Annotated in this window: 11 protein-coding genes; 6 read left to right on the top strand and 5 right to left on the bottom strand. The window is 40.6% G+C overall.

Annotated elements, in window-relative coordinates:
• The first annotated feature begins 141 nt into the window (after nt 1–141).
• Both KUV50_RS03970 and KUV50_RS03965 read left to right on the top strand, forming a co-directional pair.
• Nucleotides 142–1191, top strand: coding sequence for a helix-turn-helix domain-containing protein (locus tag KUV50_RS03970; RefSeq protein ID WP_222578799.1), 1050 nt, complete (start codon nt 142–144; stop codon nt 1189–1191).
• A gap of 119 nt (nt 1192–1310) precedes the next feature.
• Nucleotides 1311–1649 carry a DUF2853 family protein gene (locus tag KUV50_RS03965; RefSeq protein WP_222578798.1) on the top strand — a complete coding sequence of 113 codons (339 nt, stop codon included), beginning with the start codon at nt 1311–1313 and terminating at the stop codon, nt 1647–1649.
• Nucleotides 1650–1776: 127 nt separating this feature from the next.
• Here KUV50_RS03965 and KUV50_RS03960 read toward each other — a convergent pair whose 3' ends face one another.
• Together KUV50_RS03960 and KUV50_RS03955 are read right to left on the bottom strand one after the other, a co-directional pair.
• Nucleotides 1777–2745, bottom strand: a complete 969-nt coding sequence (locus KUV50_RS03960) for a YihY/virulence factor BrkB family protein (protein ID WP_222578797.1) — start codon at nt 2743–2745, stop codon at nt 1777–1779.
• Between the two features lie 114 nt (nt 2746–2859).
• Nucleotides 2860–3189, bottom strand: a complete 330-nt coding sequence (locus KUV50_RS03955; protein WP_222578796.1) for a phage holin family protein — start codon at nt 3187–3189, stop codon at nt 2860–2862.
• A gap of 768 nt (nt 3190–3957) precedes the next feature.
• Between KUV50_RS03955 and KUV50_RS03950 the strand changes: the two genes are divergently transcribed.
• Nucleotides 3958–5373 (top strand): vanadium-dependent haloperoxidase, encoded by a 1416-nt coding sequence (locus tag KUV50_RS03950; protein ID WP_222578795.1) that lies wholly within the window; start codon nt 3958–3960, stop codon nt 5371–5373.
• 412 nt (nt 5374–5785) lie between these two features.
• On the opposite strand, the gene KUV50_RS03945 is transcribed toward KUV50_RS03950, so the two are convergent.
• A complete protein-coding gene (locus KUV50_RS03945; RefSeq protein ID WP_222578794.1) occupies nt 5786–7546 on the bottom strand; it encodes an arylsulfatase in 1761 nt (586 codons plus the stop codon).
• Between the two features lie 145 nt (nt 7547–7691).
• Here KUV50_RS03945 and KUV50_RS03940 point away from each other — a divergent pair, with 145 nt between their 5' ends.
• Nucleotides 7692–8960, top strand: a complete 1269-nt coding sequence (locus KUV50_RS03940; protein ID WP_222578793.1) for a DUF1080 domain-containing protein — start codon at nt 7692–7694, stop codon at nt 8958–8960.
• Nucleotides 8961–9621: 661 nt separating this feature from the next.
• Here the strand turns inward: KUV50_RS03940 and KUV50_RS03935 are convergent.
• Nucleotides 9622–12000: a S8 family serine peptidase gene (locus tag KUV50_RS03935; protein WP_222578792.1), complete on the bottom strand. Its 2379-nt coding sequence runs from the start codon at nt 11998–12000 to the stop codon at nt 9622–9624.
• Nucleotides 12001–12088: 88 nt separating this feature from the next.
• Between KUV50_RS03935 and KUV50_RS03930 the strand changes: the two genes are divergently transcribed.
• A complete protein-coding gene (locus KUV50_RS03930) occupies nt 12089–12958 on the top strand; it encodes a hypothetical protein (protein WP_222578791.1) in 870 nt (289 codons plus the stop codon).
• 81 nt (nt 12959–13039) lie between these two features.
• On the opposite strand, the gene lysM is transcribed toward KUV50_RS03930, so the two are convergent.
• Nucleotides 13040–13510: a peptidoglycan-binding protein LysM gene (gene lysM, locus KUV50_RS03925; protein ID WP_222578790.1), complete on the bottom strand. Its 471-nt coding sequence runs from the start codon at nt 13508–13510 to the stop codon at nt 13040–13042.
• Nucleotides 13511–13680: 170 nt separating this feature from the next.
• Here lysM and secDF point away from each other — a divergent pair, with 170 nt between their 5' ends.
• Nucleotides 13681–16776 (top strand): protein translocase subunit SecDF, encoded by a 3096-nt coding sequence (gene secDF / locus KUV50_RS03920; protein ID WP_222578789.1) that lies wholly within the window; start codon nt 13681–13683, stop codon nt 16774–16776.
• Nucleotides 16777–16795: the final 19 nt, after the last annotated feature.

Genomic DNA, 16795 nt, shown 5'->3' with positions numbered 1-16795 from the left:
CGGTCAGGACATGCAGTTTGATATTTGATCTTCATAGTATTTAACAGCTAAAATGTATAGAAAGCTAATCATAAATTTCTCAGGAATAGGTATCTTTAGTAAAATTAAAATGTGAGATGGATGTCGGAGAATCAAAAAGATATGAGAATAATTGACGTCAACTCGCTTCCCTTTAAAGAGGTTATAACAGACATTGGGAAGGAATTGGACACAGAAGTCAAACAACAGTGCGACGAATACTGGATAGATCTCCCACCACACATTGGAACTGGTTTTATCCGAGGGGTTAATTTTCCTGGTGGTCTTGGGATTATTTTATACGAATGTCAGTTTAAAGTCGATGTGGAAATTAGGTTTAATGTGAATGAAGTGCATCCATTGAAATTCTTATATTGTCAGGATGGATTGCTCTACCATCGGTTTGAAAACGAAAAAGAACATAAGACCATTCAAAAATACCAATGTGCTGTCGTTGCAAGCAGCAAATCAAACGGGCATGTACTGAAATTTGATGCGGACACCAAAACCGTCCTAAACAGTCTTGAACTGGATCGAAAAATTTTTAAGCCGCAGATCACCTGCGAAATGAAGGATCTGGACAAACCTTTTAGAGATTTATTTGAAGATCTTACCGCCGAAGATCGGTTTTATCATGAAGGCAATTACAGCCTACAATTGGCTGATCTTTTCAGGGAGATGAAGTCCCTGGATTTTAATGATTTTGAGCGAAAGATCTATTTGCATGGCCAAGCCTATTTGTTGTTGGCTTTGCAGATTATCCAATTCCAGGATGATGTACGGGATGCCGGAAATCAATCTCTGCTCCGACAATCTGACTTGGATTTGATCGAGGAAGCCTCTGGCATGATACGGGACAATATCAGCGATTTGGGTACGATAGCTCATATTGCACAAAAAGTTGGTTTGAACCTGAGTAAAATGCAAATGGGATTCCAACATCTTTACAACATGAGTGTAAACAACTACATCCAAAATGTGCGTATGGAAAAAGCCAAACAATTACTCCAAGAAAATGAATATAATATTTCGGAAATCGTCCATGAATTAGGTTTGTCCAGCAAAAGTTATTTCTCCAAGATATTTCGGGAAACATACCATATGAGCCCATCCGAATTTAGAAAGAGATTTAGGAATTTCATGATCGAGGGATCATCAAAAAGCAGCAATTGATGCCCTGTCGAGGGAAAGATTTGTGCTCAGACATTTGTATTTTTCTTTGTATATTGCATTTTTGATCATTCAGTGATCTGCACTGAATTATTTATTTCATATAAAATTATTTAAAACACATGAGCAAAAGAGACGATTTAATTGAAAAGTATGCGGCCCAATTAGAAGACCTGGGCGTAGAGGTAGACCATGATCTATTGACCAAGGTAACCATAGGATGCGGTCCATCGATTTATAATGCCGATGCGTCTACTGTTTCATCTTCCGACCCAAAAGAACTTGAGACTGTTAAGAAAAACTATCTGATCAAAAAATTAGGGATGTCTGATGGTCCACACCTTGATGAAGCCATCGATCGAGTGATGGAAAAAATGGGTAAATCCAACCGAAACAAGTATCGTGCAAATGTTTATTATCTCCTTTGCAAAGACTGCGGTAAAGAATCCGTTTACAACTAAAACCTTAGGAATACATGCCGTCGGTAGTCATGTGTAGCATGACCAAAGACCATTTCGAACAGAAATTTTTGAAGCCTGCCAGTTTTATGGTCAGGCTTTTTTTATGAGCGGTTATTTTTTTATTAAATCAAGGATCCTTTTCTATGTTTTCTTCATTGACATCAGCTCCTTTTGATACGACGACCCTTTTTTCTTTGTAGGTATATGCTACCTTATCAGGTTTTATCTTTATACCGTAATGCTTCGCATACACATATGTAAATTCAGCCCCAAAGAATAAAATAAGACTGGAGTAGGAAACCCACAACAACATCAGGACCACCGAACCTGCAGCGCCATACGTCGATCCAGGATTGGTTTGTCCAAAATAAAAACCAATCAGGAATTTGCCAGCGACGAATAAGAGTGAAGTCAATAACGCCCCGACCCATACGGTTTCCCACTGGATCTGCGCATCAGGCAGATACTTATACATCAGTGCGAAAAGCAAGGTTATGATTCCGATGGAAAGAAGCAAGTCCGTAATATAGGTAAAATAGACCACTAACTCTCCTGAAAAAGATGAAATATATTCACTTAAAACGGAAAGTAAAGTGGTGAGTACAAAACTGATTAACAGCAAGAAACCGATAACAAGAACAAAACCAAAACTTCGTGCCCGGTCTAGAAACAATTTTTTCCATCCTGCTGATGAATCCACTTTTATGTCCCATATTTCATTTAGTGACAACTGAAGATGATAGAATATGCCGGTCGCTCCAAAAATAAGTGTACCAACCCCAATGATGGTCGACAAAATGTTTTTATTATCTGATTGAGTACTTTCGATGATAGCTTGAATAGAGTCGGCGGCATCATGTCCCAGTGCTGAAGAAATTTCATCGGTCAGTTTGCCCTGGACGATTTCCGTACCCCAGATTGCGCCGACTATATTAATGATTATGACCAAAAATGCTGGTAAAGAAAGAAGTGCATAATAAGCAATGACCGCACTCAAGCGCCAGGGGTCATCTTTATTCCATTCTTTATAAGTCTCCAACAATAGTTTAGGTAGATCTGAAATTTTGAATTTATTGTTCTTCAGTTTGTCTGTCATGGCAATAGTATTTGACCCCAGTAATACGGATATTGTTCCATCCTAATTTGATGTATTTGGTAAATTCAGAAACCAGGTTCGACCTTATGTGAAACGTGGTATCTGGACATGGTATTATTTTTGAAAATACATGGCACCAAATAATGAAAGTAACAGACTGAATAATACAGCCCACCAAAAATTGGATACTGTAAAACCGGCCACAATAGATCCGGCTAATAAAATCAAAAGCGCATTTATTACAATTAAAAACAATCCCAATGTAAGAATGGTTATTGGTAAGGTGAGCACAACCAGGATCGGTTTAACGATCAGTTGTAGTAATCCAATAACTAAGGCGACAAGGATTGCGGAACCATAACTGGCGACTTCGATTCCGGGAAGAAGCCATGCAAGTACGAAAACAACAACAGCCGAAAGCAAGAGTTGAATGATAAAGCCCATATATATACGTTTTGTTTAATGCATTTGTGCTCTGTTTCATAAATCATTGTAGTTAATTCCGACGCCTTATTGGGCTATCCAACCTGGCAAAGCTTCACCTTAACCATAGCTATGGCTACGTTGGGACGCCTTGGCTATCATATATATAACCTCAGAGTTATTCTACAATACTTATAAAACAAAACACTGGTAGAGTAAAATATACATTTTTGGGCAAAAAGTGCAACTGAAAGTTCCGGAACAATGGATATTGTTACAATTATTTTTTACTCTATCAATTTGAGTTAATTTTCAAACTCAAAACGCCACCATAAAAACAACGCATTATATTTCCGTGTAATGTATAATATATACGACAACAGACTGTAAGATATATTTAAACAAAATATTTTGGACAGATTGTTAATATGTACCTTTTTGATCAGTTTATATTTTGTATTTCTAATATACCGTCCTATATTTATGTTCGAATTCATCATGCAATGATCGCATCATTTTTATACAAAAGTATGGATATGCGATTACGATGAATCAGAACATGAACAAAACTATTTTTTAATGTAATCCATCTTTATGGAAAGACCCTGACACTCCAAAATTATTGTAAAGTATTTCTTTGTCCGATTTAACCAAAATTAAACCGGTCATATATTCGTGGAATTTCCATAGTCAACCCCGTTGACAGATCCATTAGTGGAGTATGCAGGATTTATACCTTAAAGATAAGACTTAGAACTGCAAATTATTAAATACTTAAACACCATGAACATGAATTTACTTTACACAACGTTCCCGCGTTGGGGGATAGTGATGACACTATCTTTATTTCTATTATCAGGATGTCTACATGATCCGAATATACCTGATAATAATGCCGATATTGATTACTCCAATTTAGATTTGAAAGGCGATGTAGCATTGGAATGGTATGAGTTGTTCTTGGAAATGGAACGATTTACACCGGGGTACCGACCACCAGTTTCGGCCCGGACACTTGCTTATGTGGCTTTGACTGCGTATGAAGCTGTTATTCCTGGATACTCCAATCAATATCAATCTGTAGCGCGTCAATTTTCTGGTTTAGAAATTCCAAAACACCTACCAAAATATGAATATGATTGGGAGATCGTTCTGAATTCTGCATTTGAAACATCATTCAATCACTTTTTTGAAACCGCCCCCACCGCCCAACAGTCAAGAATGAATGCATTGGCTACCAATCTGTATTCACGACTTAATTTTGGCGTGGATTCTAAGGTTCGGTATCGTTCAAAAGCGTACGGACAAAAAGTAGCTGATGCTGTGTTTGAATGGTCCCGGAAGGATACGGAAGGCCACGGCGCTTTTTTCCGAAATTACGACGACAATTATATTCCTCCCGGCGGGAAAGGAAAATGGTCTCCAACTTACCCGGACTATCTGGCCGCTTTATTGCCACACTGGGGTGATGTAAGAACGTTCGTAGCTGGTAAGAATGTAAAAGTTCAGGATCCGCTTCCATACAGTGAAAAGCGAAATTCCAAACTTTACCAGGAAGCCATGGAAACTTATCATCTAGTTAATGAGATTAAGAAAGGGAATCTATATGAAGACAAGTGGATAGCAGATTTTTGGAGTGATGACTGTCCCATCCTGACCTTTACCCCGGTTGGACGGTGGGTGTCTATTGCGAATCAACTGTTTATTCACAATTCTCAATCTTTGGATATGATACTTCCGCTATATGCAAAATTAGGAATGGCGCTGCATGATGCCGGTGTTCGATCCTGGGGAGAAAAGTATCGGTACAACTATTTGCGACCGATCGAATATATTCACGATGTAGTAGGAGATAAAGAATGGAACACTTTGATGTGTCCCGATGGATCAGGACGGTATTATACACCAGAATTTCCAACCTATCCTTCCGGTCATGCGACGTTTGCTGCAGCAGCAGCTGAAGTGTTAACACTCAATATGGGCCATTACTATGAAATGATTGACAATTCACACAAAGGTCGCGAAGAATTTATCGGTACACCACGTCGGTTTGGTAGCTTTCGACAAATGGCTCAAGAATGTGGGTATTCGCGACTTCCTATTGGGGTCCATTTCCGAATGGATTCAGAAGCCGGACTGGATTTAGGTCGGCGGATTGGCGCTATGGTTAATAATGATATCCGATGGATGAAGTACTATAACTAAACAATAATACAATGGTCCGATAAATTTCCGAATTAGCCCGGGCGGGCCTGATGCGGTAATTTGAAGAATAGACCAACCGATGGGCATATCCTTGGCGCGTTGATGAATGTGGATTCATTTTTGACGCAAAAACGGTATGCCCATTTCTTTTAACCTGGAAACATTTCTGGTTGTATTTAAAGATGTGCCGGCTATTGAACGATGATGCAAGAAACTATCCGCGAAGCAGTCTCCCGTTCTCTCGAAATCACCCAAAAAAAGAGCATTGTAATTCCTTATTAACGGATTGACCATTTTTGTTTTTGGTTACCCTCCGATTTCATTCTGTCGTGCCTTGGATCCTCGTTTGTCGACCGTCAATCATAAACACACAGTGCGAAGTAAGCAATTTACAATTCATGTACAGTCCAGTCTATAAATCAACGCGATTTAACTCGATCCAAAAAGGCAAAATATTTTTTTGATGCTGGAAGAGCGTGGCGGTAAGCGTACCTTTAAGGGCAGGCAGATTAACATTTTTCATGGTTATATATAATTTTCCATCGGGTTCAACCGATTGTTGAAACAGATGACTTCCAGCTTCCAATACAATTTTTCCCTTATCCTGAACCGGAGTAATAAAACGAAACCGGATATCATAAATGCCTTCTGCAATATCCACATTCCAAAAGCCATACACCGATTCCTGGTTCCATATCCCCCTTTCTCCGGACGCATCATTCCTGTTCAATACCACTGGGTTTTCATAAGGCGTGCCTACACCAATAGCAGGTGGGTTTTTAAGGTGAGGAGATTGAATCAATTCTCCGTAGATACTGTCCATATCTCTTCGAAGTGATTCTGCTACTTCCGGGTATATACTCACCAGATTGTTTTTCTCAGATGCATCCCGGGATATATCGTATAATTGAAATTGATCTGTGGAACTATGATACGAGGTCTGCCCAACCAATCGATAGGACCCTTTTTGTAGAGCCATATTGCTATATTTTTCAGGATATCTTCTATTCCAGTAGAAAAACAGCGATCGGTTCATCGTTTCATTCGAATTTCCCTGAATCCAAGGAAGCAAGCTGCGTCCATCAAGCAGACGTTCTTCCAGTTCGGTTATCCCACAGATATCCGTAATGGTCGGAAATATATCTATGTGCGCAGCCGTCACTCCCACATTCTTTTGGTCTGTAAAACCTGCCGGATAGCGCATAAGACACGGAACTTTTACGCCTCCCTGAAAAACACTTCCTTTTCGACCACGCAGCCCGGATTTGTACCTGATTTGCTGAGGGCCGTTATCTGTCATAAAGATCACTAATGTATTGTTCGTTAGCTTCCATTGCTCCAGCGCTTGGAGTATTTTACCGATATTATCGTCAATGTTAGTAACCATAGCATACACCCGACGGGCATCTTCTATATCTTTTGGTGTCATTTTATCGAGCTCCGGGTATTCTGATGCAAAACCGACTGAGGGGTCCATGTCTTGATATAGCTGCAGATACTCTTCGGGGACCTGCAAGGGCGTATGCGGCGCATTAAAAGAAAGATAGCAAAAAAACGGCGAATCCTTGTTTTCATTTATAAATTCCATCGCCTCAGATGCAAAGATGTCTGAACAATACCCTTCGTATTTTTTTGGTGAACCATTGAACCACAATACAGGATCATAATAACTGCTGTCTCCTTGAAAATATGTCGTAAAATCCCCAACCTGTCCCATACCTCCGCTTAGATGGATTAATGATTTTGCAAACCCCTGGTCGATCGGCCTCGATGGATAGTTATCTCCCAGATGCCACTTACCAAAAATCCCTGTCCGATATCCCGCTTCTTTAAGAACTTCCGCAAGTGTGATTTCTTCCGAAGCCATAATAGCCCCACCGTTGTACGTATCGTGCACACCGGTTCGCAATGAGTATCTCCCAGTCAGCAAACTCGACCTTGTAGGAGCACATACAGGAGATACATAAAAATTCTCTAGGTGAACACTTTCTGCCGCTAATTGATCCAGATGCGGAGTTTTAATATGAGGATTCCCAGTGAATCCAAAATCTCCATAGCCTTGATCATCGGTTACAATAAGTAATATATTCGGTGGTCGTAATTCCTGGGCAGACAGAGCATGAGCGCACAGAAATAAAAGGAAACACGAGAGGTAATGGGTGTAATTTTCCATAATGCCAGTTGAATGAATTGATTCACAAGATACAATCTTCGGAACTTATTATATATTTGTGCATTGAATATATGTCAAGGGATTGAAGATTAGATTTATTGATGTATCATAAAATACTATTTTATAATCGCAAATATTTTAAAGAATGAAAACAACTACATTATTTCTATTCCTGGCCATCGTTTTGGGCTTATCGAGCTGTGGCCAAGAACCACCTGCTAATACCTTGAGTGACAAAGAAAAATCGGATGGATGGAAATTGCTGTTTGATGGGAATTCACTCGATGGCTGGCGAGACTATCAGGGAACGGAGGTGACTGGTCCATGGAAGGTAGTGGATGGTATGATGGAGGCACAAGGCGAAGGCGCAGATGAATACGGGTATTTGTCAACCACGGATCAATATGAAAATTTCATATTGACATTTAACTGGAAAATCTCTGAAGGCGGTAACAGTGGGGTTTTGTACCATGTGATGGAGCGGGACGGATACAAGGTCCCCTACGTCACTGGACCAGAGTATCAAGTATTGGATGATGTCGGATTTCCGGCTGAATTGGAAGATTGGCAATTAACCGGAGCAGATTATGCAATGCATGTGGCAGATCCTGATAAAAAGGAATTAAAACCTGTAGGAGAGTGGAACAGTTCAAAAATAGTCTTTGACAATGGTCATGTAGAACACTGGTTGAATGGAAAGAAAATTGTCGAATTTGAAGCCTGGACGGAAGACTGGTTCGAACGCAAAAACAGTGGAAAATGGGCTGATGTTCGGGAATATGGATTGCCTCGGAAAGGATATATTGTTTTGCAGGATCATGGAGCCAAAGCATGGTATAAAGACATTAAAATAAAAGAGTTGCCGCGTAAGCCAGAAAAAAATGTTGAATTATTCAATGGAGAAGATCTGTCCGGATGGGAAATATACGGAACAGAAAAATGGTACGTGGAAGATGGTGAAATGATCTGCGAAAGTGGTCCCGATGAAGAATATGGGTATTTAGCCACGAACAAATACTATAATAATTTTGATTTTTCAGTTGATTTTCTCCAGGAAGCTGATGGTAATAGTGGGATCTTTTTTCGATCTTTCATAGAAGATGAAGTGAAAGTAAACGGATGGCAAGTTGAAGTAGCACCTCCAGGACACAACAGCGGCGGTATTTATGAATCATATGGTCGTGGGTGGATTCATAAAATTCCGGAGGGGAAAGGAGATGTTAATATGGGTGAATGGAATACGATGCGTATTAAACTGGAAGGAGATCACGTCCAGACCTGGTTAAATGGAGAATTGATGACGGACATGAAGGATGATCTGATCGGATCTGCACAAGGCCGCATTGCTTTGCAAATTCATAGTGGAGGAGGAATTCGGGTTCGATGGAAGAATTTCAAACTTGATGAACTATAACCTTTTGGTTTAACAGATCGAGGTAAAGCGGTCCACAAGACCATATGAGATAAAACGCATCCTACTAAGAACTTTATGCGTGAATTAACAAGAGGCGACACTAACCTGTGTCGCCTCTTTATTTTTGCCCCGGCTCAAGTGAAACAAAGCCACCAAAAATCATGACTTTTGATTTATACATTTGAATTCATAACTGCCGCATATTTTCCGAAATATTCTTCGATTCTCTTCGTCAAAAATACTCGGTGTAACTCCAGCTATACCTTCGTTTTTTTCCTCGACAACCTTTGAATATTTACAAAATCTTATGCGACATTATCAAATACAAATGGTATTATGCATAGAAGGAATATCTGAATATAGTCGGAGTGCAACGCAGACCAAAGCTTAAATAGCTGCAAAATCTTAGGTGCAGCATCCTATAAGAATGATATACATCCGGAATCATGGTCTCAGGGTCAATTCAATAACCATGCAGTTTCCAGGTATGATGGCTCGGAGGAAGAACCGGTGATGAAGTCAGATTTCAAATTGTACGGAGGCTTCACATGTAAATAAAGATGTGGGTGGATCCGTACTTTTCAGTTTGCTTATTGATCGTATCGAGTTGAGGCTTGGATTGGCTGTCAAATAATAATTTATAAGTCTATGGTATACTTTATTAGTGAATCATCCATTTCTTCACAGCAAACCGTCCGTCCATATCAATCCGCACCAAATACATGCCCCGGGGAACATCAGGCCAGTACAGGTGCAGTTGGTCTGAAAGTAATGAAGATCGCTGTTCCGTCTTCATTTGACGTCCTTCCATGGAATACAAGGTAACTGAAACAGCTGATTGACCGATGGGCAGGTTGGTGTTTCTGAAGTCCACAGTTAAGTTCCCGCCGTGACTGGGGTTGGGGAATACTTTGATGCTTTCAGCGAATTCCTGATTTTCATTGCTTGATATACAGGCAGTAAAAAACACGGCGACAGGCGTATAAGCACTTGTATCATAAAAACAAACACTACGTACTTGAAACTCATACGGCGTACATTCATCAAGATCATCCAAAGTGAACATCTTAGAAGTGTCCACCATTTCATCTTCCCATTCTGTATCTCCCTGTTTCCGATAACGGAAAACGTAAGCCACAGAACTATCGACCTCCTCCCACATGATCTGCAGATAATCCGGTCCGGTCATTATGGTATCTACAGCAGGCGAATTCTGGCAGAGTAGTGGATTTAATTTGACATATACAGTATAATCTTCATATTCATACGACGGAATATCGGTCCCGCATGGATTGATACTATCAGTGGTGGCAAGAACGCCCACACGAATATTATAATATCCACTATCGAGCCGCTCGGGCATAAAAAATTCACCATCCCATCTAGCCACATCTCGGCTATTGACCAATACCTCAGAATCTGAAAAAACAGAGTCACGGTTTTGATCCAACCAAAGTACAAAATCCAGGGAATCCGTGTACGTGTTGCTCACCAGTGAGACTGGAATATACCGACCTTGTTCCAGGCTATCGGTCAGAAAACTATGGGGACGATACCCCAGGTTATTCCCGGATGCAATAACCTCCGATCCTATTATCAGGCTATCCAGAAAATACGAACTATTGGTTAAACTATCAATCGTACAATAGTCAATATTTTCTACATTAAAATAGGCCATCATGGATTCTACGGCTTTGCGGGCATTAATAATGCCGGGGACTTTTATCTTCCCATCCAACGCAGAGACATAATCATAGCTTTGTAACATCAGATTTTTTGTAATGTGGGCGGTTCCCTCTGGATCCCGCAATACCGCGTCCAGTATTCCAGGAACAGGAACACTATACATCAAACCAAGTACGCCGCTAACAACGGGTGCAGAAAAGGAAGTTCCACTTTCAAAACCATAACCATCGTTCTTTAAAGTAAATATATCTTCTCCTGGAGCTGCAATATCAACATTTTTTGGTCCATAGGCGCCTACAAGATTCCGATTGATGTCTGTATTGGTCACGACCACTACGGATTCACTGCTGCACAATGAAGGGATATCACCAGTCACGTCCACATTTACATTCCCGTTGGAGGTAGCCACACAATTTAAGATCCCGACGGTGGACAAACTGTCATAAAAGTTGCACCACACTGGAAATTCATCCGGAAAATAGCCTTCAGCACCCCAGGAAGAATTGGTGACAGCAACAAAAGCGCCTTGAGCTCCCTGAGATTCATTGAATCGTTTTCGCAGTTTGTATGCGTAGATATAACTGGCTAATAATCCCGCATCAGTAAATTTTTCATCCAATAAAAGCGGGAGAATTTTAACATCCCAGTTTATACCGGTAATACCGATGCCGTTATTCCCACGGGCCCCGATGACACCTGCGACCGGTTCTCCATGATCGCCGGTACTTAGAGAATCGTTATTGGTTTTAAAACTCCATCCCCGGTAATCATCGATGTAACCGTTTTGATCATCATCGATTCCATTGTTCGGGATCTCGTTCTCGTTAACATACAAGTTTTCGATTAAATCCGGATGATCAACATGAAAACCATCATCAATCACTGCGATTACAATATCGTGCGTGTTGGATATTTTACCGCCTGTGGTAACATCCCAGGCTGCTTCTGCTTCAATATCTGCGTGGACAGAATTGTTACTCCGCAAGGGCCACTGTTCTTCGTAGCGAGGATCATTGGGAACCCGGCGCGGCTTCAAATAATGGTTACGCTGAACCGCAAGCACGTTGGGGTTTGTTTTTAATTTGGACAGGAGTTCGATTTCATTAACTTTGACGGTATCAAAAGCAATCTTATACAAACCCATTTCAGAAGAAAGATCGATGGCATGAACGGAAGTTTTTTGCCGTCGGTCTGTAGAGAGAGACTGAACCAATACCTCATGGGGTGAAGCGCCATTGGTCTGGATAATAAATTCTCCTGGTACATATGTGCTTTTTTGGGCATGGATATTGTACGGTAAGTAAAGGAGAATAAAAAAAACCAATCCAAATAATAACTGCCTGGAATGAACCATTTTAAAAATTTTAAATTATTTTTCACCCATAAATCCTGGGTATAGAACTACCAAAAATAGCAGTATTTTTATTGGTTATATGAAATATATGGTCAAAATATATAAAATAATTACACGCTGTGCTCTAGTATGTGCAGTATGCACTTTTTGTATCCATCTGCACAGCCGGGAAGTCACCCTGGAAGTAAAAGCACTGGATTCCGGTGCATCTGTATCTAAAGCAGTCATTGACCTGCAATCTTGTCATCTCGGAAAATTTGTAACTGATGAACGGGGTGAGATAACTATTCAAATAGATGAGTCCTTTTCCTGCGTGCTATACATTAGTGCGTCTGGCTACATCACTTTGGTACGTTCTTTTCAAATTCCTTCCGGAACCGATAATCTCGTCATGGTTTTTTATATGCAGAAGCAAACCCAGTATAAAATGGGACGTATCCTGAATGCAGAATCGTATATCCCCATTTCCAACGTAAGAATTATTCAACGTATCGATGATGATTCAGAGCAGATGATTGGAATATCTGATCACAATGGTCAATTTGGGCTGATGAATCACCATTCGGGCGAATATCATCTGATATTCAAACATCCTGACTATGCCACACAGGAAAAAAGTATTTTTGTTCGTCGAAAAGACGGTCAACTTGGTTCTTTCTATCTGAAAGGTAAAAAACCTTCCAATGTAACGGTGGCCGAAAAATCGCCCAAATTAATTGGGATCAAATCAAAAAAATATTCATTCAAAAAAGATAATGAGCGGTATATTATAGTACTGGGTTTATTCAAAGGACGTGAGAATCTCCCAGAACACCGGACAGATCTCGATTACCAATTCGTAGAAAAAGGGGACTGGATCCGCATGTATGTCGGCCCTTTCACCAATGAAAGAACAGCCCGCAACAAACTTGATGAGATTAAAAAAACATACCCCCAGGCGATGCTTAAAAGTGAATAAAAAAAAGCTGTATACGACGATATACAGCTTTTTCTTATCAAGTGTGAAACATTTATTTCACAAGGTAATCAAGGCTATTGATCAAGCCTCCAGGGGAGGAATTCGAAGCACTTGCCCGGGATATATCTTATCCGGATCTGTCAGCATCGGTTTGTTAGCTTCAAATATTTGCGGGTATTTCATAGGATCCCCATAGTGGGCTTTGGCAATTTTGGAAAGCGAATCGCCACTTTTCACTTCATAAAAAGTAGATTCCGGTTTTGGATTCACCACATTGAGCCGGTCATCCACGGTGGCAACACCGGTTACATTGCCAAGAGCCAGTATAACCTTTTCTTTCTCTTCTTGCGAATCGACTTTACCATAAACCGTTACTTTATGTTCATCAAGCTCCAGTGATAAATTTTCTACATTAAAATTTAAACTTTTAACTTCATTGATTAGCAATGCTTTACGCTCTTCTGCATTTTTTTCTGTTTCTTTGGACTTGGTTTCTTCATCTTTTCCAAATAGATTTGAACCAGCTTTTTTAAGAAATGAAAATAATCCCATAATTTGTTAATTTTGATTATTAAATAGGTGGTATAACAAGTGCTATACCAAAGCAATATAAAGAAAAGATCTATTCTTGAACGAATTTTCTTATAAAATTACAGCGCTTTTCGTATAAACGTTATATTTGCGCAGTTTTTGAGTTATAAGGATTAAACATAATATATAACATGCAAGCTAAAGGAGTCATAAAATTTTTCCTGATTTTATTCGCGATCGTGAGTGCTTTTCAGTATCTCTTGATATACCCTACCTGGAAGGTAGAAAAACAGGCAGACGAGTACGCTGAAAGAATCGGTCAGCGAGGAGATACCCAAAAAGAAATCGATTCACTGACCAAAGATGCGCACATAGCCTATCTTGATTCGATGTCGGGTGTACCCATTTTCAACATCCCGCTCATTAAGGATTATACCTATGAAGAATTAAAGGGACAACAATTAGCGCTCGGTCTGGATCTGAAAGGCGGATTAAGTGCCTTGCTGCAAGTTGATCTAAAAGATTTCCTTGAAAATCTTTCAAAAAACAGCCAGGATCCAACCTTTCGTCAGGCACTTAACAATGCTGAAGAAAGGATGCGAGAAACCGGGGCTGATTTTATGTCTGCATTTCAAACGGAATGGTCTTCCTTAGCCAATGGAAAAACACTGGCGAGTATTTTTGCTAAAAATGAGGTTCTAGCCGAAGACATCACCTTTGGTTCGCCCGACAATGCCGTGATGGCCGTATTGCGTCAAAAGGCCAGTGAGACGGTAAAACTGACCTTTAACCGACTAAAGGATCGGATTGATAAATTTGGCGTAAGTCAACCCAATATCTCTCTGGATCAAAGCCGGAACATCATCATGGTTGAACTACCCGGAGTCGAAAATTATGAGCGAGCCAGAAATTACTTGCAAGCCCAAGCCAACTTAGAGTTTTGGAATGTATATCGCGTGACGGATAATAACCTTATTCAGACTCTTTCGCGGGCGAATGAACGATTAAAACAACTCCAGGCCGGAGATACCGCTGCTTTGAATCAGACGATTGATCTGACCCAGAAGGATACGATTAAGACAGCCGTTTTGGATAGTTTAGGCAACCCCACCGGAGACTCCACCACACAGATTGTGGATGTACCTCAAGGGGAAAATGCCTTTCAAAGCGGTCCCTTGTTTAGCAACTTCACCCCCAATATCACGGGGTCTCTTGGATTAGCAGCCATGGGTGAAGCCGAAAGGAACAAACGGAACATCGTCATGGAATACCTCCAAAAGCCGGAAATTAAATCAATGTTCCCTTCCGATATTGCATTTTTATGGGGTTCTGAGCCGCGCCGTGATTATACGTCGGGCGAGAAGACAAATAAGTACGTGTTGTATGCGATCAAAAAAGGTCGAGCCAACGCAGAAGCGCCACTTTCGGGCGAACACATTGTAAGTGCTACCACAGCACCGGATCCGATTACCAATGAAGTCGCTGTTTCTCTGAAAATGGATAATCAGGGCGCACGGATATGGGCAGATATGACAACAAAGGCAGCACAAGATAACAATCGCGAGATTGCTATTGTACTGGATGATGAAGTCGTTTCTGCACCCAGTGTAAATACACCGATCACAGATGGAAACAGTTCAATAACCGGTAATTTTACAGTTCAGGAAGGAAACGATCTTGCAGCAGTTCTTGAAGTTGGAAAACTTCCTGCTAAAACCAAAATAATTTCTGAATCCCTGGTCGGGCCCTCTCTGGGTAAAGACAATATCCGGAAAAGTGTCGTGTCGCTCGTTTCAGGATTTTTACTGGTCATGGTTTTTATGATCTTCTACTATAATGGTGGTGGTGTAGTCTCTATCATCGCCTTGTTCACGAACTTGTTTTTCATCTTTGGTGCTTTAGCTTCCTATGGTACCGTACTGACACTCCCGGGTTTTGCCGGTATCATCCTGACTATTGGAATGGCGGTTGATGCGAATGTGATCATATACGAACGTATAAAAGAGGAACTCAGAGCCGGCAAGAGCACGCTCAACGCTGTTAAAGATGGATTCAGACATTCCTATTCGGCCATAATTGATGCGAACGTGACTACATTATTGGTTGCCGTTATTCTGGCTTACTTTGGCGTAGGTCCTATCAAGGGATTTGCGGTAGTGCTGATATGGGGTGTCATCTTTTCATTCATTACAGCAGTATGGGTGACCCGCCTGGTAATTGATTACTGGAATGGAAAAGATAAAAAACTGGTTAGCTTTATGCGTCCGACCACCAAAGGATTTTTAGCTAACATTAATATCGATTGGTTGGGTAAGCGTAAAAAAGCCTATATCTTTTCGATCACGCTGACTTTGATTGGCTTAATATCCATTTTCACCCGTGGTTGGGAACTTGGCGTAGATTTTAAAGGCGGTTATTCTTATAATATAGAATTTCCCCAGAATACTGAAGTTTCAGTGGGAGACCTGTCTGATGCACTTACCGATGCTTTTGATTCAGAACCCGTAGTAAAATCCATCGATGTTGGGAACCATTATAATGTAACTACGTCCTATCTCATTGATGATACCTCCGAAGATGCACCGGATCGAGTACGCCAAAAATTATTCGAAGGAGTTAATGCAGTGATGGGCGGAAATCTCGATTACGAGGAATTCCGGGCACCGGAAGGGCAGGGGACACACATCGTGAGTTCCAGTCAGGTCGGTCCGACCATTGCAGAAGATATTATGAAAAGTTCGTGGGAAGCAATTTTATTCTCTTTGATTGCGATCTTTTTATACATCTTTATCCGGTTTAGCAAATGGCAATACAGTCTGGGCGCGGTCATTGCTATATTTCACGATACATTGGTTATCCTGGGGATATTCTCGCTGTTGCGCGGTATTCTTCCGTTTTCCCTGGAGATCGATCAAGCCTTTATTGCAGCGATATTGACAGTGATTGGTTATTCTATGAATGATACAGTGATTGTCTATGACCGAATAAGAGAGAACTTTAACAGCTATAGTAAAAAATCGAGGTACCAATTAATTAATGATGCCATTAACAGTACCATGTCCCGGACATTGATTACATCAGGCACCACAATTCTCGTAATTATGCTACTCCTAATATTTGGGGGCAGCAGTATCAAAGGATTTGCTTTTGCAATCACATTTGGTATTTTCTTCGGTACCTATTCCTCTATATTTATTGCATCACCTATCTTGTATGATTTGCTTGGTGCGGGAAAGGATAAGAAAACGGCTCCAGAGAAATCTGAAAAGCAAACGGCCACCGTATAATATCGCGGAATATCTATCT

The sequence above is a fragment of the Membranihabitans marinus genome, from assembly GCF_019802045.1.
Lineage (GTDB): Bacteria > Bacteroidota > Bacteroidia > Chitinophagales > Saprospiraceae > Membranihabitans > Membranihabitans marinus_A.
Note: the sequence above shows the minus strand (reverse complement) of the source record. Positions and strands in the feature narration are given on the sequence as shown.

Excerpts from the sequence above, each read along its gene's own strand:
- KUV50_RS03970 (WP_222578799.1), top strand. The coding sequence starts at position 142 with ATGAGAATAATTGACGTCAACTCGCTTCCCTTTAAAGAGGTTATAACA.
- KUV50_RS03965 (WP_222578798.1), top strand. The coding sequence starts at position 1,311 with ATGAGCAAAAGAGACGATTTAATTGAAAAGTATGCGGCCCAATTAGAA.
- KUV50_RS03960 (WP_222578797.1), bottom strand. The coding sequence starts at position 2,745 with ATGACAGACAAACTGAAGAACAATAAATTCAAAATTTCAGATCTACCT.
- KUV50_RS03955 (WP_222578796.1), bottom strand. The coding sequence starts at position 3,189 with ATGGGCTTTATCATTCAACTCTTGCTTTCGGCTGTTGTTGTTTTCGTA.
- KUV50_RS03950 (WP_222578795.1), top strand. The coding sequence starts at position 3,958 with ATGAATTTACTTTACACAACGTTCCCGCGTTGGGGGATAGTGATGACA.
- KUV50_RS03945 (WP_222578794.1), bottom strand. The coding sequence starts at position 7,546 with ATGGAAAATTACACCCATTACCTCTCGTGTTTCCTTTTATTTCTGTGC.
- KUV50_RS03940 (WP_222578793.1), top strand. The coding sequence starts at position 7,692 with ATGAAAACAACTACATTATTTCTATTCCTGGCCATCGTTTTGGGCTTA.
- KUV50_RS03935 (WP_222578792.1), bottom strand. The coding sequence starts at position 12,000 with ATGGTTCATTCCAGGCAGTTATTATTTGGATTGGTTTTTTTTATTCTC.
- KUV50_RS03930 (WP_222578791.1), top strand. The coding sequence starts at position 12,089 with ATGGTCAAAATATATAAAATAATTACACGCTGTGCTCTAGTATGTGCA.
- lysM (WP_222578790.1), bottom strand. The coding sequence starts at position 13,510 with ATGGGATTATTTTCATTTCTTAAAAAAGCTGGTTCAAATCTATTTGGA.
- secDF (WP_222578789.1), top strand. The coding sequence starts at position 13,681 with ATGCAAGCTAAAGGAGTCATAAAATTTTTCCTGATTTTATTCGCGATC.